At 64.5% G+C, this 23,601-nt stretch carries 20 protein-coding genes and 1 tRNA gene; 9 read left to right on the top strand and 12 right to left on the bottom strand.

What is annotated here, in order from left to right; all coding sequences use genetic code 11:
- Window positions 1-6 precede the first annotated feature (6 nt).
- The 5 genes from JMY29_RS03825 to JMY29_RS03845 are packed head-to-tail and all read right to left on the bottom strand — an operon-like array spanning window position 7 to window position 5,691.
- Window positions 7-822: a sugar phosphate isomerase/epimerase family protein gene (locus JMY29_RS03825; protein WP_018777921.1), complete on the bottom strand. Its 816-nt coding sequence runs from the start codon at window positions 820-822 to the stop codon at window positions 7-9.
- Window positions 819-1,970 carry a Gfo/Idh/MocA family protein gene (locus JMY29_RS03830; RefSeq protein ID WP_189076115.1) on the bottom strand — a complete coding sequence of 384 codons (1,152 nt, stop codon included), beginning with the start codon at window positions 1,968-1,970 and terminating at the stop codon, window positions 819-821. The genes JMY29_RS03825 and JMY29_RS03830 overlap by 4 nt, the downstream gene beginning before the upstream one ends.
- A gap of 6 nt (window positions 1,971-1,976) precedes the next feature.
- Window positions 1,977-2,963, bottom strand: coding sequence for an ABC transporter permease (locus JMY29_RS03835; protein WP_039239756.1), 987 nt, complete (start codon window positions 2,961-2,963; stop codon window positions 1,977-1,979).
- A 3-nt stretch (window positions 2,964-2,966) separates the two neighbouring features.
- A complete protein-coding gene (locus tag JMY29_RS03840; RefSeq protein WP_189076114.1) occupies window positions 2,967-4,475 on the bottom strand; it encodes a sugar ABC transporter ATP-binding protein in 1,509 nt (502 codons plus the stop codon).
- Window positions 4,476-4,530: 55 nt separating this feature from the next.
- Window positions 4,531-5,691: a substrate-binding domain-containing protein gene (locus JMY29_RS03845; RefSeq protein ID WP_018777917.1), complete on the bottom strand. Its 1,161-nt coding sequence runs from the start codon at window positions 5,689-5,691 to the stop codon at window positions 4,531-4,533.
- A gap of 329 nt (window positions 5,692-6,020) precedes the next feature.
- Here JMY29_RS03845 and JMY29_RS03850 point away from each other — a divergent pair, with 329 nt between their 5' ends.
- The 3 genes from JMY29_RS03850 (at window position 6,021) to JMY29_RS03860 (ending at window position 10,126) form a co-directional block, all read left to right on the top strand.
- A complete protein-coding gene (locus JMY29_RS03850; RefSeq protein ID WP_189076113.1) occupies window positions 6,021-7,097 on the top strand; it encodes a LacI family DNA-binding transcriptional regulator in 1,077 nt (358 codons plus the stop codon).
- A gap of 329 nt (window positions 7,098-7,426) precedes the next feature.
- Window positions 7,427-9,091, top strand: coding sequence for an alkaline phosphatase D family protein (locus JMY29_RS03855; protein ID WP_189076112.1), 1,665 nt, complete (start codon window positions 7,427-7,429; stop codon window positions 9,089-9,091).
- A 78-nt stretch (window positions 9,092-9,169) separates the two neighbouring features.
- Complete coding sequence (locus JMY29_RS03860) at window positions 9,170-10,126, top strand: Lrp/AsnC family transcriptional regulator (protein WP_189076111.1); 957 nt, start codon at window positions 9,170-9,172, stop codon at window positions 10,124-10,126.
- On the opposite strand, the gene JMY29_RS03865 is transcribed toward JMY29_RS03860, so the two are convergent.
- On the bottom strand, window positions 10,107-11,555 hold the full coding sequence (locus JMY29_RS03865) for an amidase family protein (protein ID WP_110505063.1): 1,449 nt from the start codon (window positions 11,553-11,555) through the stop codon (window positions 10,107-10,109). The genes JMY29_RS03860 and JMY29_RS03865 overlap by 20 nt on opposite strands.
- Before the next feature lie 275 nt (window positions 11,556-11,830).
- Here JMY29_RS03865 and JMY29_RS03870 point away from each other — a divergent pair, with 275 nt between their 5' ends.
- From JMY29_RS03870 to JMY29_RS03890, 5 genes are read left to right on the top strand one after another with little or no spacing between them, the layout of a single operon-like run.
- Window positions 11,831-12,607: a DUF5058 family protein gene (locus JMY29_RS03870; protein ID WP_018777912.1), complete on the top strand. Its 777-nt coding sequence runs from the start codon at window positions 11,831-11,833 to the stop codon at window positions 12,605-12,607.
- Between the two features lie 31 nt (window positions 12,608-12,638).
- Complete coding sequence (locus JMY29_RS03875) at window positions 12,639-13,367, top strand: hypothetical protein (RefSeq protein WP_018777911.1); 729 nt, start codon at window positions 12,639-12,641, stop codon at window positions 13,365-13,367.
- 50 nt (window positions 13,368-13,417) lie between these two features.
- Entirely contained in the window at window positions 13,418-14,644 is a 1,227-nt protein-coding gene (locus tag JMY29_RS03880) for an amidohydrolase (RefSeq protein ID WP_189076110.1), read from the top strand.
- 18 nt (window positions 14,645-14,662) lie between these two features.
- The gene (locus tag JMY29_RS03885) at window positions 14,663-15,889 is read left to right on the top strand and encodes a CaiB/BaiF CoA transferase family protein (RefSeq protein ID WP_189076109.1); all 1,227 of its coding nucleotides are present in this window, start codon (window positions 14,663-14,665) and stop codon (window positions 15,887-15,889) included.
- The gene (locus JMY29_RS03890; RefSeq protein WP_189076108.1) at window positions 15,882-17,390 is read left to right on the top strand and encodes a carboxyl transferase domain-containing protein; all 1,509 of its coding nucleotides are present in this window, start codon (window positions 15,882-15,884) and stop codon (window positions 17,388-17,390) included. Before JMY29_RS03885 ends, JMY29_RS03890 begins: the two co-directional genes overlap by 8 nt.
- A 10-nt stretch (window positions 17,391-17,400) precedes the next feature.
- On the opposite strand, the gene JMY29_RS03895 is transcribed toward JMY29_RS03890, so the two are convergent.
- The 3 genes from JMY29_RS03895 to JMY29_RS03905 form a co-directional block, all read right to left on the bottom strand.
- Window positions 17,401-18,645 carry a type II toxin-antitoxin system HipA family toxin gene (locus JMY29_RS03895; protein ID WP_052247107.1) on the bottom strand — a complete coding sequence of 415 codons (1,245 nt, stop codon included), beginning with the start codon at window positions 18,643-18,645 and terminating at the stop codon, window positions 17,401-17,403.
- Window positions 18,642-18,899 (bottom strand): helix-turn-helix transcriptional regulator, encoded by a 258-nt coding sequence (locus JMY29_RS03900; protein WP_079581508.1) that lies wholly within the window; start codon window positions 18,897-18,899, stop codon window positions 18,642-18,644. The genes JMY29_RS03895 and JMY29_RS03900 overlap by 4 nt, the downstream gene beginning before the upstream one ends.
- A 154-nt stretch (window positions 18,900-19,053) precedes the next feature.
- A tRNA-Thr gene (locus JMY29_RS03905) sits at window positions 19,054-19,126 on the bottom strand.
- 216 nt (window positions 19,127-19,342) lie between these two features.
- Here JMY29_RS03905 and JMY29_RS03910 point away from each other — a divergent pair.
- The gene (locus JMY29_RS03910) at window positions 19,343-20,074 is read left to right on the top strand and encodes an HAD family hydrolase (RefSeq protein ID WP_189076107.1); all 732 of its coding nucleotides are present in this window, start codon (window positions 19,343-19,345) and stop codon (window positions 20,072-20,074) included.
- Between the two features lie 15 nt (window positions 20,075-20,089).
- Here the strand turns inward: JMY29_RS03910 and JMY29_RS03915 are convergent, their stop codons facing one another.
- Genes JMY29_RS03915 through tmk form a run of 3 tightly spaced genes read right to left on the bottom strand, consistent with a single transcriptional unit; the run spans window position 20,090 to window position 23,543 of the window.
- A complete protein-coding gene (locus JMY29_RS03915) occupies window positions 20,090-21,727 on the bottom strand; it encodes an alpha/beta hydrolase (protein WP_039239774.1) in 1,638 nt (545 codons plus the stop codon).
- Window positions 21,728-21,735: 8 nt separating this feature from the next.
- Window positions 21,736-22,887 carry a DNA polymerase III subunit delta' gene (locus JMY29_RS03920; protein WP_055973292.1) on the bottom strand — a complete coding sequence of 384 codons (1,152 nt, stop codon included), beginning with the start codon at window positions 22,885-22,887 and terminating at the stop codon, window positions 21,736-21,738.
- Window positions 22,884-23,543, bottom strand: coding sequence for a dTMP kinase (gene tmk / locus JMY29_RS03925; protein ID WP_039239777.1), 660 nt, complete (start codon window positions 23,541-23,543; stop codon window positions 22,884-22,886). The genes JMY29_RS03920 and tmk overlap by 4 nt, the downstream gene beginning before the upstream one ends.
- Between the last annotated feature and the right edge of the window lie 58 nt (window positions 23,544-23,601).

Genomic DNA, 23,601 nt, shown 5'->3' on the forward strand with positions numbered 1-23,601 from the left:
GATTGCTTAGAGGAGTGTCTCGAGGTATTTCTTGCTGATTTTTGCTGCTTCGGCGGGGTCGCCGTCGTAGTTGTCGAGTTCGACCATGAGCCAGCTGTCGTAGGCGCTCTCCCGGATCGCAGCGATGATGTCCGGGAAATCGAGCTCACCTTCGCCCAGGGGGAGGAAGTTGAACGGGTCTTGTTGGAAGTCCTTGAGGTGGACATGCTGGATTCTGTCGGAGTACTTGCGGATAACCGCGGCCGGGTCCGCCCCGCCTGCCGCAAGGTGCGCCGTGTCGGGGCAGAACCCGATCCTGGTCAGCGGCATGAGCTTTTCCAGCTCGTCCGGGCTCTCCACGATGGTGCTGAGGTGCGGGTGGTAGCTCGCGGACAGGCCGAAGCTCTCCGCGATGTCCGCTACGCGGTCCAGCGCCTGGCCCAGCAGGTAATAGTCCTGTTCGGTGGTTCCAGCAGCCCGGCGCGCGCCGCCGCCAACCACCAGCCGTTCAGCTCCGAAGTTCGCAGCCAGTTCTGCGGCCTTGTGGATTCGGTGCATCTCGTCGGGAAGGATGTCGGCGTAGATGAAGTTGGCCCCCGTGTAGACACTCGTCAGCACGACTCCGTTGCTGCTGAGGATCTCTTTGAGTTCCTCCGGCTTGTCGGCATATTCGGCCAGGTTTCCGTCGAACATCTCCACGCCCTCATAGCCGACGGCGGCGATGTCACGCACGGCGTCGCGCATGGATCCGTGGGTCATGTAGAAAAGGTCCTTGACGCTGGTCACGCCTTGCGGGTGTCCGACGACCCCGCCCCAGGTGATGGAACAGTAACCGAGTTTCATTGCATTTGCCTTTCAACTGCCGGAGAAGAGTTGGGAAAATCGAAGAGGTTGCCGGTGGGAACGTCCACCCATGACTGTCGTGCCGCGGAGGTAACCACTGCGTCCGTGAGGAGTGCTGCCCGGAGGCCATCCCGGAAGGTGGGCAGGCCCTCGGGTTCGTGTCCTTGGACAGCTGCATAGGTGTCAGCGACGAAAGCGTTGAAGCTGTCCTGGTACCCCTGGGGGTGGCCCGCCGGGAGCTTGGCGTAGCGCCCGCCGCCCGGGGTGGAAAGGGTCTCCGGCCCCACAGGAATGTGCGAAGTGGAATCCACGCGTCCGATGTGCAGGGTGTCCGGTGTTTCCTGGTTGAAGCTGAACGATGCCGCAGTTCCATCGAAAGAGAACCAGAGGCGGTTTTTTCTTCCTGGACTAACTTGGCTCACCACCAACGAACCGGTGGCCCCCTTGTCGGTTTCGAAGAGCAGTGTTGCCCCGTCCTCAGTTGATACCGGGGACAACTGGCCAAGGCTTTCGCGTTGTTCATGGGCCCGGCTGGTACTAGCCATGATCCTGGAGATGCGGTGTCCCGTGGTGAACTCCATCAGGTCGCACCAGTGCACTCCGATGTCACCGAAGGCCCTGGACGCTCCTCCGAGCTTGGAGTCGACCCGCCAGTTTGTTGCCGCTGCACCTGCCAGCCAGTCCTGCAGATAGGATCCGTGCAGCAGCCAGAGTCGGCCTGCCTCCCCGTTGTGGATGCGCTCGCGGGCCTCCCGGACTGCCGGATAGAACCTGTAGACGAAGGGCACGGCGGTGACCACATTTGCCTGTTCTGCAAGGTCCGTCAGTTCCTTGGCGTCCTCAATGGTGGTGGCCAGGGGTTTCTCGCAGATGACGGCCTTGCCGGCGGCGATGGCCAAGCGTGCAAGGCCCGCATGGGTGGCGTTTGGGGTGCAGATGTGGACGACGTCCACGTCATCGCGGGCAATCAGGGCTTCGGGGGAGCCGGCCGCGGCCTGTGCACCCAATCGGGCCACAGCGGCCTCGGCGCTGGCCAAACTACTCCCGGCTACTGCACTGACCGTGCTTCCTGCGGCCCGGACGGCATGGGAGTGGACTGTGCCCATGAATCCTGTGCCGATAATCCCGGCACGTGGTGTGGAGGCCATGGACTGTCACTTCTTCCGGGCGAGGGCGACTGCAAGGATGATGATGGCTCCGCGCACTACTTGCTGCTGGCTGCTGTCGAGGCCTGCAAGGATCAGTCCGTTGTTGATCAGGCCGATCAACAGGGCGCCGAAAAGGGTTCCGATGATGGAGCCGAATCCGCCGAAGAGGCTGGTCCCGCCGAGGATGACCGCAGCGATGGCTGAGAGTTCGTCACCGGCGCCCCACTGGAACCGTCCGGACTGGAGGCGGCCGGCGTAGAGCATTCCGGCAACACTGGCAACCATGCCGGAGATCAGCAGCACCTGGAACTTGATGCGCTTTGTATTGATGCCAGTGAATTCGGAGGCGTTGCGGTTGCCACCCGTTGCCAGGACCTGCCGGCCGAATTTGGTCCGGTTCAGCACGACGGCGCCGATGGCTACGAAGATGCCGCTCCACACCACAAGGCCCGGAATGGGTCCGAAGTTCCCGGATCCGAACACCGTGTTGAAGGTGTCGTCCAGGATGGGCTGGGGCGCTGAGGCGGTGATCCACTGCGCGACGCCCACGGCAATGCCGAGCATGCCGAGTGTCACGAGGAAGGAAGGGATGCCCAGGAGGCTGACCAGTGCGCCGTTGACCGATCCGACCACGAGGCCCACGGCCAGGCCGGCAAGTATGCCAGGGACCAGGCCCCATTGGGACAGGGCCATAGCGGTGCAGACGCTGGAGAGGCCGGCGACGGATCCCACGCTCAGGTCGATCTCGGCGCAGGCGATGACGTACGTCATGCCCACTGCGATGACGGTGATGGTGGCCGTCTGCCGGAAGATGTTCAGCAGGTTGTTCGGTGACATGAATCCCTGGTCGCGCAGCAGGACCGCGAAGATCAGGAAGACGACGACGAAGCCGATGTAAATGACGTAGCGCCGCCAGTCGAGGTCCTTCAGGATGGTGCCGACGTTGCGGGGTGCCCCGGTGTCCCGTGGCGCGATGGTGTTTGTCTTGCTCACTGTTCAGACTCCCTGGACTGCAAGTTGTAGATATTCCTCGTCAGCAATGTCGCTGCGGGGGATGTCGCGGATGATGGAGCCGTCCTTGAGGACGAGGACGCGGTCGCTGACCGCGAGTAGTTCGGGATACTCGGAGGAGATGACGATGATGGCTTTGCCATCGCTTGCCAGTTTGCGGATCATGTCCAGGATTTCGCTCTTGGTGCCAATGTCGACGCCGGCCGTCGGCTCATCGAGGATCAGGATGTCGGGATCGGTGCCCAGCCACTTGGCGATGACCACCTTTTGTTGGTTGCCGCCCGAGAGCAGCCGCACGGGCCGGTGGGGGTGGGCGACCTTGACTGCGAACCTCCTGATCAGCGACGCGGACAACTCGTTGCCCTTGGCGCCATCAAGAAGGGGGCCACGCTGAATGTGCTTCAGGAGCGGCAGCAGCAGGTTGTCCTGGACCGAGTGTTCCAGGACGAGGCCTTGGGCCCTGCGATCCTCCGGGACAAGGGCGATACCGGCGTTGATGGCCTGCTGCGGAGATGCCAGGGTAACTTTCCTGCCCCGGATGAGGACCTGCCCGCTGTCCAGTTTGTCGATGCCGAAAAGTGCCCGCGCGAGTTCTGTCCGCCCGCTGCCCATGAGCCCGGCCAGGCCGAGGATTTCGCCGGGCCGCAGTGCGAAAGAAACGTCCCGGACCCGTAGGCCCGCGTTCAGCCCGCGCACTTCCAACAGTGGCTCGACGTCGGTGCCCACATCGTTCCGCGCCCGATAGGAAAGTTGGCCCTCGACCTTCTTGCCCACGATTCCTTCGACGATTTGTTCGGGAGTGACCTCCGTCAGTGGCTCGGTGAAGAGGTGCCTTCCATCGCGCAGGATGGTGATCCGGTCCGCCAACCTGTACACCTCATCCATGCGGTGGGAGATGTAGATGATGGAGATTCCGCGCTGCTTGAGGCGGTCGATCAATTCGAAGAGCGCCTCGGACTCGTGCCGGGCCAAACTTGCCGTGGGCTCATCCATGATCAGCACTTGTGCGTTCTGCGCGAGGGCTTTGGCGATCTCGGTCAGCTGCCAATAGGCGGTGCCAAGCCGCGAGACCTGGGCGCCGGCGTCGACGTCGACCTCCATCTCGGCGAAGACTTCCTTGGCCCGTCGCACCGCGGCGCGGTCATCGATGAGGCCGCCCCGGCCGAGCGGCTCTGCGCCAAGGAAGATGTTCTGGGCAACGGTAAGGCTGGGTACGAGGCTGAATTCCTGGAAAACCATCCCGATTCCGGCGGACTTCGCATCCTGGATCGAGTTGATGGCGGCCGGTTTGCCGCCAATGAGGATTTCTCCGGCATCCGTCTGGTAGACGCCCTGGAGGATCTTCATGAGGGTGGACTTGCCGGCCCCGTTGCCCCCGGCCAGTGCGTGGACCTCGCCCTTGCGGACATCGAAGCCGACATCCTTCAGAACGGACACGCCGTTGAAGGCCTTGGATATCGAGCGCATCTCGACGACATTGTCTGCGGTGTTCATTTCCCGCCCTTTCGGCGCGGTGCGGGGGCCTGGGCCCCCGCACCGTAGGATCTGGCTACTTCTTGTAGGAGTCCTGGATGTCCTTGGGAGCGTCCTCGTGGTAGACCTGCTTCCAGGCTTCAAGGACGTTCGAGTGGTCAACAGGGAGGGCGCTCAGGGCCACGTACGGAGGTGCTTGCTTGCCGAGAAGTGCTCCTGCCGCGAGCCGGGCTTCGGTGACACCCTGGTCGAACGGAACCTGGGCGCCGAGGCCGACGACGAGTTCGTCCTTGGCCAGGGCGATGGCCACGTTCTTGCCGAGGTCTTCCGTGGCGATTTTCAGGTCCTGCCGGCCGGCCGCGCGGGCCGCCGCCATGACGCCTTCAGCCGGGACGTCCCACACGGCCCAGATGCCGGCCAGGTCAGGGTACTTGCTGATCATCGCGTTGGCAGCAGCCTGTGCGTCTCCAGCGAAGTCCGGGCCCGCGATGCCCTTTTCTTCGACGATCTGGATGTCGGGGTATTCCTTGGCGATAGTCTCCTTGAACCCTTCGTGTCGCTGCTTGGTCACGAAGAAGTCGGCTTGGTGAAACACGAGGCCGATCTTTCCCTTGCCGCCCAGGGCTTTGGCCATCTGGTGAGCGGAGACGACGCCGTTGCCGTAGTTGTCAGCCGAAACAACTGAAACGTAGTCCGTGCCGGGAGTCAGACCCTGGGGGACGTTGTCCATGAAGACGAGCTTTGTGCCGGCAGCCGCAGCCTTTTTGTACGCGGAGGCCGTGGCCACCGGGTCCGTGGGGATGGAGACGATGACATCCGGGTCCTGCGTCATGACGGTCTCGATATCCGAAACCTGCTTGTCCGGCTTGAAATTCGCGTCCGTTGTCGCGATGACCTTGATGCCGAGCTTTTCGAATTCACTCTTGAGGCCGTTGACCTGGGCCGTTGCCCAGTCGTTGCCGCCGTAGTGCATCACGATTGCGGCCTTGGCGTTGAGTGCCTTGATCTTCTCGATCTCCTCCGGCGTCAGATCTGACACGGATGCCGGGGAGGGGGATTCGCCGTTGGGGCCCTTGCTCAGGACCTGGCCCTTGATCTTGTCGAGGGCCTGCTGGGCCTTTTCGGACACGCCGGCGTCGGGTGCGTTCGACGTGCTCGCCGCCGAGCTGCTGCACGAGGCTACGGAAAGTGACAGGACAGCGGCCAAAGCCACGAGGGGAAGCCTGCGGATCATCATTGTTCTCCAGTGCTTATGAGGGGATGTGGTGGTGGAGGGCGGGAACGAGCGCGCCTGCAACCGGTGTTAGGGGGGACGGACCCTTTCCGGCGGAACCGTCGATGGTGGACGCCGAAGAGTCTGCGGGGGCGGTCCGCTTCATCCTTGGTGAACCCGGACCGTAATCGCTTACGGGTGTTCCGTGAACGTTTACGGAACCGATCGTAAACGTTTACGGTGGAGAGTGTCAAACATCACGCCCCGCCCATTTCGAAGTAACCGGATGGGACGGGCGCACGTAGTATTGGTACGCATCGGCCCGGTTGGACGGTGTGGGGACAGGAGAGAGCGTGTCAGGCATAACGGTTCCACGTGGAGCGAACGGGCAAACAGGAGCCACGTTGCGGCGGAAGCCGACCATCAACGATGTGGCGGAGATTGCGGGCGTGTCCTTTGGTACTGTCTCCCGCGTCCTGAACAACGCCCCGGACGTGAGTGCGGCCACCCGGGAACGCGTCCTGCAGGCCATAAAGGACATCGGCTACCGCAGGAACCGGGCAGCCACTGCCCTTGTCACCAACCGGTCAACATCCATCGGGCTGCTCTCTGATGGTTCCCCGCGGTTCGGTCCGGTAGGGACACTCATGGCCCTGGAAACCGTTGCACGGAAGAAGGGGTATGCCACAACAGTCATCAGCGTGGATAAACCCTACGACGAGTCCGTGCAGGCGGCCTTGGACACTCTGGACGACACCGGCGTTGGGGGCATCATCGTCGTCGCACCCTTGGTCGACATGGCGTCGGCTGTCTGGAATGCCTCCTGCCGGGTACCCGTGGAAATGATCGCGGCAGGAGCGTCATCAACTCCGAATGTCTTCACTTACTCGGAAAACCAGGAACTCGGAGCCCGGCTCGCCACCCAGCATCTCATCGACCTCGGCCACACCGACATCGCGCACTTGGCAGGCTCCATGGACTGGTTTGACGGGCGCGTGCGCAAGCGCGGCTGGGAGGCGGCCCTGGGTGACGCCGGACTTCCGCCGGGGCTGTGCCTGGAGGGCGATTGGAGTCCCCGATGGGCCTATGAAACCGGCCTCCGCCTTGTCCGGGAGGGAAAGGTTCCCCAAGCTGTTTTTGCAGCCAGCGACCATACGGCACTCGGACTCATACGGGCCTTGACCGAAAATGGAATCCGTGTCCCGGAGGACGTCAGTGTGGTGGGATTCGACGACATCGAAGGTTCAGACTATTTCCTGCCCCCGCTGACCACTGTGCGCCAGGACTTCACAGCCCTGGCGCACATGAGCATGGAGGTCCTCCTGGGCGCCATGGAGGGGCGGGAGGTCGACCGCACCCCGATCGCGCCCACCCTTGTTGTGCGCGAAAGTTCCACGCAGGCAACACGCCATTCAGGAAGAGATACCTAGCCTGCAGGGTCCTGCGGACAGGTCAGCTTGAGCGGACCTTCCGTAGGGACCTGAACACGACGACGGCGCCTGCAACGAGCAGCAGCCAGTGGACGACCCGGCCGTCGCTTCCCGGGGCCATTTCTCAGGCTGGCGCTCGGGGAAGTCCCAGTGCGCGCCAGTCTCGATGCCTGGCTGTTCGCGGGGGTAGGAGGGGCGGCGGGGTCGAGATCGGCACCCCGCCCCGGGATCCGGGCCCGCAAAGTGTGCTCCCTTCAGGACTGGCAACCCACGAAAATCTTCACCCCACCCTCACATTCCGTTCATGACGGCCGGAAAGGGTGGATGCCATGACCGACTTTTCACGCCGCACCCTCGTCAAGTCCTCCCTCGCCGGCCTTACGCTGGCCGGCCTCACCGTAGGGGCCGCCGGCCCGGCCGGCGCAGCACCTGCAGCCATCCCGCTGTTCCGCAAGCGACTCACGCTCCCCACGGGCATTGCCACCGGGGACGTCACCACGGATTCGGCCGTCCTGTGGTCGCGCGCCTCAGGACCCGGACGTCTCACCGCCACCCTCAACGCCATCGACGACGCCGGGGAGCTCCTGCGTGGACGCTACGGGTTCAGCCGAACCATTCGTGGACCCCTGGCCACGGAAGCCAGTGACTTCACCGCGAAAATCCACGCCAATGGACTGCCTGCGGGCACCAGGTTCAGGCTGGAGCTGAACTTTGAGGATGAGAACGGCATGGGCGAAGCCGGGCAAGGCACTTTCAGCACGGCGCCCGGAAACAAGGAACCCAACGACGGCGGCCCCTCGGGCGGCCGCGGGGGCGGCAGGCCGGCGTCGTCCTCCCAGTCCTTCGTCTGGACCGGCGATACCGCCGGCCAAGGCTGGGGCATCAACGAGGAGATCGGCGGCATGCGCGGTTACAAGGCCATGCATGACGTCCGCCCGGACTTCTTCATCCATTCGGGAGATACCATCTACGCCGACGGCCCCATCGCGGAATCAGTAACCGAGAAGGACGGCCAGGTCTGGCGCAACATCGTCACCGAGGAAGTCTCCAAAGTAGCCGAAACCCTCAAGGAATTCCGGGGCCGGCACCGCTACAACTCCCTCGACGCCAACATGCGTTCCTTGTTCGCCGACGTGCCGGTCATCGCGCAGTGGGACGACCACGAAACGCACAACAACTGGTACCCGGGCCAGGTCCTGGACGACGCGCGCTATACCGAACGCAACGCCAACGTCCTCGCCGCGCGCGGGCGGCAGGCGTGGCAGGAGAACATGCCGATCGCGGACTCGGCGGCGCTGTGGCGCCCCGGAACCTACGACGCCGGCCAGTACCAGCCCGCACGCATCTACCGCAAGATTCCACGCGGCCCGCAACTGGACATCTTCTGCCTGGACATGCGGACGTACAAGTCGCCGAACACCGACGGCAAGGAGCCCTACACCACCAACATCCTGGGCCAGGAGCAGGTGGACTGGCTGATCAAGGAAGTCCGGCAGTCCAAGGCCACCTGGAAGGTCATCGCCGCGGACCTGCCCTTGGGCATCGTGGTGCCTGACGGTCCCGTGAACCAGGAGAGCCTGTCCAACCGGGACAATGGTGCGCCGCTGGGCCGGGAACTGGAGATCGCCGGGGTTTTGAGCGCCTTCAAGAAGTATGGCGTGAAGAACACGGTGTGGCTCACCGCCGACGTCCACTACTGCGCCGCCCACCATTATTCTCCGGAGCGGGCATCCTTCAAGGACTTCCAGCCATTCTGGGAGTTCGTTGCGGGGCCCATCAACGCCGGCTCTTTCGGCCCGAACGACATGGACGGGACCTTCGGGCCGGACGTCGTGTTTTCCAAGGCGGGCCGGTTCCCGGGTGAGTCCCCGCGCAACGGGGAGAACCAGTTCTTCGGGCATGTGGAACTCGGTTCGGATGATTCGTTCACCGTGAGTCTGCGCAACGCCAATGGAGCTGCGGTGTTCTCGAAGGTGCTCAGCCCCGAACGCTGACCGTCGCCGCGCTCCGCCGCTCCGGGAGTCCGTGGTCAAATTGACCCGTACCCATGAACCGGAGCGGACGGAGCGCGCATGGTGCTGTTTGACCCCCTGGAACGGCAGATCGTTGCCGCCTTGCAGTTGGACCCCCGCTGCCCCTGGCGCAAGATGGCCGCGGTGCTCGGGGAAGCCGAGCGGACAGTGGCGCGCCGTGGATCGCAGCTGCTGGAATCCGGTGCGGTGGCCGTCGTCGGGATTCGCCCCAGGCCCGCTGTAGTGCTGGTGCAGATGCGATGCATGCCTGGAACGGTCCGTGCCGCCGCTCAGGCCTTGTCGCAGCGCAATGACACTACGTTCGTCTACACCACCACGGGAACCGGCGACTGTGTGGCCGAGATCCTCACTGAACCGTCCCGTATGGGCACCGTCCTGTCCGATGAGTTGCCGTCCACTATTGGTTTACGCGATTCCACCAGCTATCCCGTTCTTCGGTACTTCCGCACTATCCGAGGTTGGCGGCCTGAGATCCTCACCGCTGACCGGGTAGAGGCATTCCGTTCAGCCCTGACCCCTGATTCGGGCGTCCTGGTTCCGCGGCAGGAGCTCAGCCGCCAGGACAACGAGCTCATCGATGCGCTGTGCGCCGACGGCCGGATGAGTTTCGAAGCGCTGGGGCGCCGGGTTGGTGTTTCCGAGGCTACGGCGCGTCGGCGCAGCGAATGGCTGCTGACCAACAACCAGGTCCACTTGCGGGCGATCGTTGAGCCTGCCGCTTTCGGTCTTGGTGTCGAGGCCCTGCTGTGGATCCGGGCGTCGCCGCACAAGGTCGAGCCGGTGGGAAAGAGCCTCGCGGAGCTCCCCACTGTCCGCTATGCTGCGGCAATTGCCGGCGACTATCAGATCATGGCCGACGTCACTGTGGAGGACATGTCGTCCCTCTATCGCTTCATCACCGATTCGGAATGGGCCCGGAACGCCGCTGGCGTGGACGTTTCCATCCTGCTCGATGCCCGCAAGCGCGGTGGTCGGCTCATGCGCTCACCGTCGTAAGCCGTGCCGGTTCTGCTGTGACAACAGGGGCGACGGCGGCGTACCCCGTCTGCTGCTCGAAGGCGCGCCCATAGCGGAGAAGCTGCATATCGGTGTAGTGGTTGGAAGCGAGTTGAAGCCCGATGGGCAGCCCGGCGGAGCTGAACCCGGCGGGGACGCTGAGGACGGGGAGCCCCGTAGCGGACAACAGGCACGCCGAGCGCATCCAGTCCAGGTAGGTTTCGGAGGCAACGCCCGCGACGTCGTCGGGATAACGAAGCGTAGCGTCGAAGGGAAGCACCTGGGCGCAGGGGCTTGCGAAGAGATCGAAGCGGCCGAAGAACTCCTGCACGCTGCGTTCCAGGCGAGTCCTGGCAGCCGTGGTTTCGATGAGGTCCCGGGCAGTCAGCGCGAACCCCTTGTTCACGTTCCAATGCACTTCCGGCTTGATGACGTCGCCGGAACGCTCCAGGATCGGGCCCAGTCCTGCGGCGAAGTCCATGGCCCGGGTGTTCCCGAAAACGAGGTCAGCCTCGCTGAAGTCCGGCGTTGCTTCCTCGACGATGGCCCCCAGGTCAGCGAACACTGACAACTGTCGTTCCAGGTGCTCCAGGATCTCCGGTTCCACTGGCACGCCGATCCCGAAATCCCGGGACCAGCCGATCCGCACACCCCGCATGTCCGTCTCCAAGCTGGAGCGGAAAACCTTGGGATCCAGCCCTTCGGGGTGCGGTACCCGGGGATCGCTGCCTGCGGTCACGGACATGAACAACGCAATGTCCTCCACGCTGCGGGCCATAGGCCCTGTCCTTCCCAGCCACGCATAGGCGTTGACGTCGGACGGCATGGGGATCACCGCCGTCGACGGCCGGAAGCCCACCACGTTGCAGAACGAAGCCGGGATCCGGAGCGAACCGCCCATGTCGCTGCCGTCGCCGATCGCCTGGATCCGGGAAGCGACGACGGCGGCCACCCCGCCACTGCTGCCCCCGGCGCTCAGGGCGGGCGCGTACGGGTTGGTGGTGGTTCCGAAGAGGTCGTTGAACGTGTGTGATCCGGCTCCGAACTCGGGAACGTTGGACTTGCCGGTGCTGACGACGCCCGCCGACTTGAGCCGCGCAATGATGAGGTCGTCGGCGTCGGGCACGAAGTCGCGCAACGCCAGGGAGCCTTGGGTGGTGCGCATGCCGGCGGTGTTGTTGGTGTCCTTATGGGTCATGGGCAGGCCATGCAAGGGAGGCAGTTCGGCCCCGGACGCCGTCAGCTGATCGGCATTGAGCGCCAGGGCACGTGCGCCTTCGGCATCCAACGTCACCACGGCGTTGATCACCGGGTTCACATCCGAAATCCGCTGGAGATGATCGTCCAGGGCTTCGCGCGCCGAGATTTCCTTGCTGCGGATCGCGGCGGTGAGTTCGACGGCGGACAGCTCGCCAATGGTGCTGGACATGGTGCTCCTTTGCTGGATATTCGCTTGCTGAAAGTGTGCCGAGTCACATCGCACCCCGGAAGGGCGCCCCGCCCAAGCGGCATCGTTTGACTGTTTCGGCCAGATATTTGGCGGATTCCGTCAGCTATTGTGTGTGATCCGGCTCATAGCGGAAGGTGTTGCTAACCCACTGGCCGATCCGGTCGATGGGCATGGACCCGCCCCAAGCTGTAGCCCGCGCCGCACAACGTCGTCCGGTTGGGAACTGCAGGAGGGGCTTTCACGCGGAGGTTTCCATGTTCCAACCCCAGGCATTTCAGCCCCTGACAGCGCAGCCGTTGGCTGCCGGCAGCTCCAGCGACATCCTGGCCATAGCCAACAACCCGGTTCTCTGGATCTGCGTTGCAGGCGTGTTCGGCGTCATCATCATCCAGTCCGTCATCTTCATGAAGGCGGCCCGACGTGCTGCCCCCTCCGTGGAGATGAGCAGCCAAGACATCCGGACGTCGTTCCGGTCCGGGGCGGTTTCGGCGATCGGCCCTTCTCTCGCCGTCTCCCTCGTAGCCATCGCCCTCCTTGGTCTGTTCGGCGCACCGGCGGTCCTCTCCAGGATCGGCCTCATCGGCTCCGCAGCTTACGACGTCTCGGCCGCGGGCATCGCTGCCGGGTCCATGGGGGCCAAACTCGGCGATGCCAGCTACACCCAAAGCGTCTTCGCGGTGGCCTTCTTCGCCATGAGCATCGGCGGAGCCATGTGGATGCTGGCCACCCTCATCCTCACTCCAATCCTCCGTAAGGGTGACGCCAAGATCCGTTCGGTGAATCCGGCCGCCATGGCGATTGTCCCGGCAGCCGCATTGATCGGTGCGTTCTCCTGCCTTGGCCTGACGGAACTTCCCAAGTCCGGCATCCACGTCCTCTCCTTCGTCGTCTCTGCCGCCGTCATGGGGCTCTGCTTGCTGCTGGCCAAGCGGCTCGGCAAGAGCTGGTTGCGCGAATGGGGCCTGGGCTTCTCAATCGTCATTGGCCTAGGTGCCGCTTTCCTGGCCGCCGCGCCCGGACTGGCCGCCTGAAGGACCGTCAGGACACGAAAGGAACAACATCATGACCTCCACCCTCACCACCTCAGCCACCACGAATGCCATGGCGGACTTCAACCGGACCACGTCCCGCTGGGGGCAGATCACCATGATCGCCGGACTCCTCATCTCAGTGGCCGGTCCCTTGTACCTGGTCTTCGCCGGTGGCTTGGACATCGCACCGGCCCAACTCTGGATCGCCTTTGCCGCGGTCGCCGCAACATTCGGCATCATCTGGATCGTCGAGCCGCTGACCTACTTCCCGATCCTCGGCCCTGCAGCTATGTACCAAGCATTCATGATCGGCAATATTTCCAACAAGCTCCTGCCCGCGGCGTTGATTGCCCAAACCAACATCGGCGCAAAGCCGGGAAGCAAGCGGGCCGAACTGGCCGCCGTTGTTGCCATCTGCGGAGCCGCAGTGGTGCACCTGGTCTCGCTCGCCATCTTCGTCGGCCTCCTGGGCAGCTGGCTCATCAGCGTCATTCCGCCGTCGGTGCTGACCGTTACCCGGCTGTACGTCCTGCCCACCGTCCTCGGCGCGGTGCTGGTCCAGGCCATCGTCTCCATGAAGCAGCCCCGCACCACCGTGTTCGCACTGGTGGTGTCCGCCGTCGTCGTCTTCGTGGTGCTGCCCCTGGTGCCCTCGCTCGCCATGGTGTCCACAGCCATCGCCGTGCTGGGGACCATCCTGCTGGCCTGGTTCTTCCGCGGAAAGCAGGTTGCGGCCGCCACACCGATCCACATCGAGTAGCCGCCGCCGCCCCCCCCACACCGTCAGCACGCAGCAGAAAGAAGAAGACCATGACCCAAACAGCCACTGTCCTCCAGCTCGATACCGAACAGACCACGGCGCTCCACGAGCTGTACCGCAGGCTCCACGCACACCCCGAACTCTCCATGCAGGAGCACGCCACGGCTGCCCTTATCGAGGAACAGCTGGACCGGCTCGGTGCGGACCACTTCCGCTGCGGCGGGACAGGAGTGGTCGGCATCCTGCGCAACGGTGAGGGGCCCGTCGTCGCGTTCCGCGCGGACACGGATGGGCTGCCCATCGAAGAGGCCACAGGCCTGGACTACGCCAGCACGGACACGGGAATGCTGGACGGTTCCGAGGTTCCGGTGATGCACGGCTGCGGCCACGACACCCACGTGGCCAGCCTGTTGGGAGCTGCGGAAATCCTCGCCGGAAACCAGGACGCCTGGTCAGGGACGCTGGTGCTGATTTTCCAGCCCGGTGAAGAAACGGCCGCCGGGGCGTTGGCCATGCTGGAGGACGGGCTCTGGGACAGGGCTCCCCGCCCGGAGGTCGTGTTCGGGCAGCACGTCATGCCACGGCCCGTGGGCACGGTATCGATTTCCAGCGGTCCGGTGGCAGCAATGGCCGATTCCCTCCGCGTGACGGTCCACGGACAGCAGTCGCACGGCTCGCAGCCCCAGGACTCCATCGATCCCATCGTCATGGCAGCCCACATGGTTACCCGGCTGCAGACCATCGTGTCCCGCGAGCTGGATCCCCGGAAGTCCGCCGTCGTAACGGTTGGAACCTTCCACGCCGGCCTGAAGGAGAATATCATCCCGGCTTCCGCGGAGTTCACCCTCAACATCCGCACTTTCGACGAAGAGGTCCGAGGCCAGGTCCTGACCGCTGTCCGACGCATCATTGAGGCCGAGGCAGCTGCCTCCGGAGCACCGGGCCCGAAGATCGAAGAGCTGTACCGCTTCCCGCAGTGCTACAACGACCCCGACGCCGTTCCTTCTGTTTTGGAGGCACTGCGAGATGCGTTGGGGGCTGAGTCTGTCGAGGTGACCCCGCCCATGATGGGCAGCGAAGACTTTGGACACCTGGGTACGGCCATTGGCATCCCTTCCGTGTTCTGGATGTTCGGCGGTACGCCGGGTGCTGTGTTCGACGGTCCGGGACCTGTCCCGGTCAACCATTCGCCCTTCTTCGCCCCCGAGCTGGAAGGTTCCCTGGCCGGGGGAATCTCTGCCGCCGTCGCCGTCCTCCTGTCCCGCCTGGGCAACTGAGCTGCAAGGAGCGTCCCCATGACTTCAGCATTGACCGAACCGGCACCTGCGCTTCAGGACACCGGCGGCCCGCTTTCCGGCAGGCTCGTGGTGGACCTCAGCCGGGCGCTCGCAGGCCCGCATGCGGCCATGATGATGGGCGACCTGGGAGCACGGGTCATCAAGATCGAGAATCCTGGCACGGGGGATGACACCCGCGGGTGGGGTCCGCCTTTCGTCGGCCCCGAGGACGATCCACAGGCCACCTACTTCCTCTCCTGCAACCGAAACAAGGAGTCCCTGGCTCTGGACCTCAAGAGCGACGACGGCCGGACAGTCCTGCGCCAACTCCTGGAACGTGCGGACGTGGTGGTGGAGAACTTCCGGCCCGGGGTCCTGGACCGGTTGGGCTTCAGCACCGACGCCATGCACCGCATCAACCCGCGCCTGGTGATCCTGTCCATCACCGGATTTGGCCACGATGGTCCCGAATCACAGCGCAGCGGTTACGACCAGATCCTCCAGGGCGAGGCCGGGCTCATGTCGCTGACGGGCTCGGGACCCGATGATCCACAACGCGTGGGGGTGCCCATCGCGGACCTGCTCTCCGGCATGTACGGGGCATACGGGGTCGTCGCCGCCCTGCTGGAGCGTGAACAAACCGGCCGTGGGCAGGTGGTGCGGACGTCGCTACTGGCCTCGCTCGTGGGGGTCCATGCTTTCCAAGGGACCAAGGTGACGGTTGCGGGGGAGTCGCCTGAAGCGCAGGGCAACCACCATCCTTCCATCGCCCCGTACGGCCTGTTCCGGTGCCGTAACGGAAGTGTGCAGATCAGCGTCGGCAGCCAGAAGCTGTGGGCGGCCTTCACCTCCGCCTTTGGCCTTGATCCCACGGCCGACGGCGTTGCCACCAACGCTGATCGGGTGCGGAACCGCACGCACGTGATCGACGTAGTCGAAACAGCGTTTGCCGACTACGACGCCGAACCGTTGCTGGCGAAACTTGCCGGCGCGGGAATTCCCGCCGGGAAGGTGCGCTCCTTGAAAGAGGTCTATGAGTGGCCGCAACTGGCTTCGCAAGGCCTGCTGATCGACGTTGACCACCCGGTGCTCGGAGCTGTCACGCTGCCCGGACCGCCGCTGCGTTTCTTCGACAACGTCTCCGGGGCGGAAGCCACCCGGCGAGCCCATTGTGCGCCTCCGGTGCTCAACCAGCACAACGAGGAGATCCGGGGCTGGCTCGCGGGGGAGGACATTGATGACTGAAACGGCTACGCGACGGCGCCTCGGCGCGCGCGAACTGCTGGAGACAATGCTCGACGCCGGGAGCTACCTTTCGTGGGACGCCCCGGTTCGCGGGGTGGCAGGCGACGGGACCCGAAACACCGGGTATGCGGCCGACCTGGCAGCGGCCCGGGGCAAGTCCGGCAGCGACGAATCCGTTCTCACCGGGGAGGGCCGGATACGGAACCATCGGGTCGCCGTCGTGGTTTCCGACTTCGCTTTCCTGGCCGGGTCCATCGGGCGCGATGCCGCCCAAAGGTTGGTGTCCGCCGTCGAACGTGCCACCGGGCTTGGGCTGCCGCTGGTGGCGATGCCTGCATCCGGGGGGACGCGCATGCAGGAGGGAACCCCTGCGTTCCTGGGCATGGTGGACATCGTGGCGGCCGTGCAGGAACATCGAACCGCGGGCCTGCCGTACTTGGTGTACCTCCGGCATCCGACCACGGGTGGGGTCATGGCATCGTGGGGTTCGCTGGGACATGTGACCGTTGCAGAGCCGGGTGCGCTCCTGGGTTTCCTGGGCCCGCGCGTCTATGAGGCACTGCATGGAGAGGCTTTTCCCTCAGGTGTCCAAACGGCGGAGAACCTCTTCGACCACGGATTGGTGGACGCCGTGGTTCCGCCTGAAGGGTTGGGGGACTACTTTGGGCGGGTGCTGGATCTGCTTGAGCCCGGGCACGTGGTGGCCGGCGGTGCGCTGCCGTCCACCAGCTCCGCCACGGCCGGGGCAGCCGGGCAGACTGCTTGGGAGTCCGTCCTCCGTTCCCGGGATCCCCTGCGGCCATCCACTGCTGAACTCCTGCGGCATGCCGCGGGCAGTGTTGTGTTGCTGCGTGGGGCGGGTGATGGCACCAAAGACCACGGCATGCTGGTGGCCCTTGCCCGATTCGGCGCCACCTCGTGCGTGCTGGTGGGGCATCAACGCAACAACGCGATGGGACCGGCCTCGCTGCGGGATGCCCGGCGCGGGATGCGTCTGGCCAAGGAACTGCGGCTGCCGCTGGTCACCGTTATCGACACACCGGGGGCCTCCCTCTCCCGGGAGGCCGAAGAAGGCGGGCTCGCCGCCGAGATCGCCCGCTCGTTGTACGACCTCCTCGGAGTGGGAACAGCTACGTTGTCAGTCCTGCTGGGTCAAGGAACCGGGGGAGGGGCGCTGGCCTTGCTCCCGGCAGACCGTACGATCGCAGCCCAGCATGCGTGGCTGGCACCCCTGCCCCCGGAAGGGGCGTCAGCGATCGTGCACAGGACCACGTCCCAGGCTCCCGCGCTCGCCGAGAGCCAAGGCATCACTGCCTCTGTGCTTGCAGGCCGGGGAATAGTGGACGTGGTGGTGGAGGAAGTCCCGGATGCGGCGGCCGCCCCGGTGGAGTTCTGCCGCCGGGTAGGTGCGGTGATCGCCGTCGAGCTTCAAGGCCTGGCGGGGCGGGGTGCGCCCGGTTGGCAGGAACGGCGGTCCAAGTACCGGGCGCTGATCGGCTAGGTTGCGAGCGTCACTGCCGTCTGGCTGTACCGCCGTTCAATAGATCATGCACTCGTGCCGGAACCAGTTTTCGCAGGAATTCCAAGCGTTCCGGTGTGTGGAAAGTGGAGGCCACGGACCCCAGTGCCTCCAAGACCGATACGGCGGTCTGTCGGGCGTCCCCATCATCCATGCCCCAAGCCACACCCTCACGAACCAAATGTTCCAAGGTGATGTAGCCCAATCGGATCTGTCCGCCGACGCTGTGGCCTGCGTTGTTGCTGGGTGCGTACAGCAGCAAAGTAGGAGCCACGTCGTAGAGCGGGGCGAGGCGCAACTCGCCGCCGTCAAGAAGCGTGAGGGAATAGTTTTTTGAGTGAGCGTCTCCGTTTCCGATTGCCACATTGAAGGTAACCGCCGTCAGCAATGCCCTTCGGAATGCGGCGTCATCCCGTGCATGGGGAGCCGCCGCGTTGGCCAGTCGGGTCAGTCGAGAAGGTGGGGCCGACGTGCCTTCGTATTTGGCCTCACTTCCAAGGGCCAAGGCCTGGGTGAAATCTTCCTGGTGGATCCGCATGCCGTCGGGTGCCCGATCGAACCGGTCCACAACGAGGGCTTCCCGGGCCCCAAACGTATGCAGGCGGGTCCTCGCGGCCGGGATCCCGGCGGCTGCCGCAATTTTCAGAGCCCAGTCTTCCGATGCCAGAAGATCCGGGATGGTGGACTCCAAAGGCGCCGGTTTGATGATGTGGGTTGAGACTGCTCCGCGGCCGGGCCATGCCCAGCCGTCACCCTGGCTGGTGAGGAGCACCTTGGATTGGATGCCGCCCAAGGACGCGGTGACCAGAAAGTCACCCGGCAAATCCCACGTGGGGAGTGATTCCACCACTGTTGTGACCTCGTGGTCGGCCATCGGGATGGCGGCGCCCGGGACTTCAGGTGCTTCGCCGGGCGGGAGAATCTGGACTGCCCCGGCGCAATCTGCCCCAAGTATGCGCAGCAGGCCGAAGGCGTCGGGGGTCGAGAGGCCGTTTTCCTTCGCAAGGTGAGAGCGCACCTGCCCTTCGGGAAGGAGTCCGTCGAAGTAGTTGTAGACAACGGGGCCTTCAAACTTCCTTCGGCTCAGGGGCATCGACAGTGAAAGCAATATGGAGCCCGCACCGTATTCCGCCACAGTTTCCGGGTCGTACCTGAAGGCGAGATTAAGCCCGCTTCCCGTGAGCTCGCCAATCTTCCTTGAGCGAAGAAAAACGTCGAGCGTCTTCCGGCGGCTCATGGGCGAACCTGAAGCTTGGAAAAGCGCGGTACCAGTGCCACGTCACGCCCGAGCGTCCGGATGGCATTCATGGCGACCACGAGGGAGACGGCTTCTCCGCGCTCCAGCCGGACAATCGTTCCCCGCGTGACTCTGAGCCGGGTAGCAAGCTCCTGTTGGGTCAACCCGGCTTCCTTGCGCGACTCGCTGATCGCGCGGCCCAAGGATGGCCCATCGACGGCGCGGTAGAAGGGAGTCTCGTCAGGATGTTCCATATATTGATCATATGGCCAAAACGCCCCTTTGATCAATATTTCGAACATATCGACTATCGGGTGGATATGTTCGATATTTCGACCATCGCCGAGGGGTCGAAGGGCAAAAGGAAACCCCTGGAAATCACATGATTTCCAGGGGTTTCCTTGTCCGAGCTTCCTATCAGAATCGAACTGATGACCTTTTCATTACGAGTGAAACGCTCTACCGACTGAGCTAAGGAAGCACCGCGTTCATCCCCGGTTTCCCGGGCGATCACGCAAGACATAACTGTAATAGAGGCACCGCGCCCGGGTCAAAACGAGCACGGTGGCGGCCGTTGCGGGGATGTTCACCCGGGCGTCGGGCCCGGTTCAGGCTGCGGTTTCCCGCTCGCCGGAAGCTGGGGAATCAACTGCGGCGCGGTCCACTCGCCGCGAAGCACAGCCGAAGGAGCCGCTCAATGACCGGGGACGCACTGACCAGGGACGCCAACCACACACCCAACCGGCTGAAGCTGGCGGTCGTGGACATGGTGGGGACTACCATCACCGACGATGGCCGGACCGGGCAGGCTATGTCCCGGGCGCTGGTGGAACACGGGATTGAACCGGGCAGCAGCCGTTTCGAGAGCATGCTCGGCTATGCCCGGGACACCATGGGCTTCTCCAAGATGACGGTTTTCAGCCACCTGTTCGAGGACGCTGCCGTGGCCGTGAGCGCGAACAAGGTCTTCGAACGGGCCTACGACGACATGATTGCCGACGGCGGCGTCCGCCCCATTCCCGGAGCGGAAGACGCCATCTTGTGGATGCGTGAGGCCGGGATGCAGGTCTGCCTGGCCACCGGCTTCGGACGCCACACCCAGAACATGGTGCTCGAATCATTGGGGTGGATGGGCCTGGCCGATCTCAGTCTGTGCCCGGCGGATGCCGGACGCGGACGACCCTACCCGGACATGATCCTCACCGCAGTGCTCGCACTCGACCTCGATGACGTGCGCGAAGTCGCCGTGGTGGGCGACACCAGCTCGGACATGCTCTCGGGCGTCCGTTCGGGGGCCTCACTCGTCGCAGGGGTGCTCACCGGCTCACACTCAGAGGCAACCCTGCGCGCGGCCGGCGCCACCGCCGTCGTCGATTCCATCAAGCAGCTCCCGCTCCTGGTGGAGAAACGCGAAGCCAGGCACCTCTAGCGGGCGCCGGCACCTCTAGCAGGTGAGGCCGTCCTGCGGCAGCTTTCCATCAACAAAGTAGTCGTCGACGGCGGAGCTGACGCATGAATTCGAGCGGCCGTAGGCGGTGTGCCCCTCGCCTTCCCACGTGACGAGGGAAGCGTTCTCGAGCTGCTTGCGCAGCGACTGCGACCACGCCAGGGGAGTGGCGGGGTCTCCCGTGGTGCCCACCACCACGATGGGAGCTTCACCGCTGTACTTGACGGGCGCCGGTGTCCGGGTGTTCGGGTACGGCCAGTCCTTGCAGTTCACGCCGCCGTAGGCAAAGAATGCACCGAACGTGGGGGAGTCCTGGATGAGCCTGGCCTCCTCCGCACGCATGCCTGCGGTGTCCATGACCATGGGGTAGTCCAGGCAGTTGATGGCTTGGAAAGCGAAAGCGGAGTTGGAGCTGTACGTTCCGTTGGGTTCGCGGTCCGCGCCAAGGTCGGCGAGCCGCATCATCTGCGAAACGTCGCCGGAGAAGGCGCTGTCCAGGGCCTGGGTCAGTGCCGGCCAGCTCTGGTCGTTGTAGAGGGGCAGGATGAGGCCGTTGACGAAGTCGTTGCCGGTAACCAACCGGCCGTCCTTGGCGGTTTGCGGGTTCTCGTCCACGGCGCTGATGAGGTCCCTGATTTCCTGCACACCGTTTTCCACCGACCCGCTCATAGGGCACTGGTTCTGCTTCTGGCAGCTGGCTACGTAGGTGTGGATTGCCTTTTCGAACGCCTTGGCCTGGCCTGCGGTCAACTCCTCATTGCTGATGGACGGGTCCACCGCTCCGTCGAGGACCAGCCGGCCAACGTTGTCCGGGAAGAGCGAAGCGTAGGTGGACCCAAGGAACGTCCCATAGGAAAAGCCCAGGTAGTTGAGCTTGGCGTCGTTCACCACGGCACGCAGGATGTCGAGGTCCTTGGCCGCACTGACGGTATCAATGTGTCCGAGGACGGGCCCTGTCTGCTGGGCGCACTGCTCGGCAAAAGACTTGTTGAACGCTATGGCCGCTGCCAGGCCTTCGTCGGTGTTCTTGCGGAACACCTTTGCCCTGGCGGCATCACGCTCGGCGTCGGTCATGCACTTGACCGGCGCGGAGTCCTTCACGCCGCGGGGGTCGAAGCCCACGACGTCGTAATTCGCCCGGAGTTTTTCTGTGAAGTGCGTGGTGCCTGCATCTTTGATGAAGTCCACCCCCGAGCCCCCGGGACCCCCGGGGTTGACCAGGATGGAGCCCTTTTTGTCTCCGGTGCTGGGCAGCTTGATGGCCGCGAGGGTTATCTCCGCGGAACCCGGCTGCGCGTAATCCATGGGGACCTGGATCTTGCCGCACTGCAGTCCGTCTCCGCAAGAGCTCCATTCCACGGACTGCGAGTAGAACTTCTCCAGGCCCTTGGGGGCCGAGGCCGCGATGGAGGGATCCACAGTGCTGGTGGAGGGCTTCGCGGTGGGCGCCGGCAGGAACGGCACCGTGCAGGCGCTGAGGACCAGCATTGACGCCAATGCCACGCACATCGCCGCGAACCCGCGGCTGCGGGTTCCACGTCGTGCAGCCCCCCGAGGAACAGCACCACCCGCAGACAGCCGGGCAGACCGGTCCCTTGAAGGGTTACCGGCGGGCCGGCGTGGTGCGGACGTCATGCGTTCTCCTATTGCTGGATGAGGCTGGTTGCCATGGACTCGACCGCCAACAGCGGCGCCACGTTGGTGGTGGTAATCCGGACCCGGGCCTTGTTGATGGCGTCCATCCGGGCCAGGGTGGTTTCGGGCGTTGAACGGCCGGCGTATTCTTCCAGATCACCCTTCAGCTCAACGTTGACCAGTTCAACGGCGTTCCCCAATTGGATGATCAGTACGTCCCGGTAAAAGGACAACAGATCCGTCAGGGTACGGTCCAGGGAGTCCGTGATGGAGCGTTTGGCGCGACGCTTCTGGTCATCCTCAAGCTGCTTGACCTGGCTGCGCATGGAGGGCGGCAGAGTCCCGGACTCGGGGGCGCCAAGACTCGCGAGCAGCGCTATTTTCTCAGCGGCGTCCCGTTCATCGTTGGAGCTGTTGGCTTCCTCCGTGGCGATCTTGACCAGCTTCTCGGCCATCATCACAGCGGCCGTGACTCCCCGCAGGCCCAAGGGGATCCGAACGGTCTCCAGGCGGCGCTCCCGGGCATCCGCGTCGCGGGCGAGGCGGCGGGCAATGCCGATATGGCTCTGGGCCGCCCGCGCCGCCCGCTCCGCAAGCTGGCGCTCGACGCCGTCGCGCCTCACCAAGAGGTCCGCGACGTCGGCAGCCGGCGGAAGCCGCAGGCTCACCGGACGGCAGCGCGAACGGATGGTGACCAGGACGTCGGCCGGCGAAGGGGCACACAGCATCCAGATGGTGCGCGGGGTCGGTTCTTCGATGGCCTTCAACAGGACATTGGTGGTGCGCTCGGCCATGCGGTCCGCGTCCTCCACCACGATGATCCGCCAGCGGCCGGTGGCCGGACGGTCTCCGGCCTTGGAAACAAGCTCGCGGGCTTCATCGATGGTGATGGTGACTTTTTCCGTCCGCACGAAGGTCACATCGGAGTGGGTCTCGCCGAGGATGGTGTGGCACGCTGCGCAGACACCACAGCCACGCTGCGTGACATCATCCTGCTCACAGTTCAGTGCCGCGGCGAACGCTTTGGCCGCATTTGAACGGCCGGAGCCGGGGGGACCGGTGAAGAGCCACGCGTGGGTGAGGCCCGTGTCGCCCTGCGCCGCTTGCTTCAGTTGTGCGACAACCGGGGCCTGGCCCTGGAGGTCGTCCCAGACGCTCACTGGCGTGAACCGGGAACCCGGTCACCCAACAGTGACTCCACGCGCTCCAGGATCCGGGCAGCCAAGGCCTCGATTTCCTCGCCGGCCGGCAGGACCAGATAGCTCGATGGTGCGGCCTCGGCCAGGTCCAGGAAAGCATGGCGGATGGCTGAATGGAACTCGTCGGGCTCGGATTCCAGCCGGTCCTCAGCGGTGTCCCCTGCGGTGCGGCGTCGGCGGCCATGGGCGGGATCGACGTCGAGCAGCACCGTCAGGTGCGGATGGAGGCCTTCGGTGGCCCATTCGTTGAGGGACAAAACGCCTTCAGCGCCCAGGCCGCGGCCAACACCCTGATAGGCGACGGAGGAATCAACATAGCGGTCCGTGATGACCACCGTTCCCTGAGCCAAAGCCGGGCGGATGACCTGGTGCGCGTGGGCCGCGCGGGCAGCGGCGAACATCAGGGCCTCGGTACGGGCATCGATGGTGCCGTGGCCATGGTCGAGCACAAGGGAGCGCAGTTTCTCGCCAATAGGGGTGCCGCCCGGTTCCCGGGTGCGCAGTACGGTGAGCCCCCGGGATTCGAGGGCGTCGGAGAGCCGGGCGGCCTGTGTGGACTTGCCCGCTCCGTCCCCGCCTTCGAACGCGATGAAAAGACCTGTGCTCTGAATACTCACGCGTCTAGCCTACCGAGCTTCCCTGACAGCAAAGGCGCGTAATGCCTTTCATCCACAG

It is taken from the genome of Paenarthrobacter nicotinovorans, assembly GCF_021919345.1.
Taxonomy (GTDB): Bacteria; Actinomycetota; Actinomycetes; order Actinomycetales; family Micrococcaceae; genus Arthrobacter; species Arthrobacter nicotinovorans.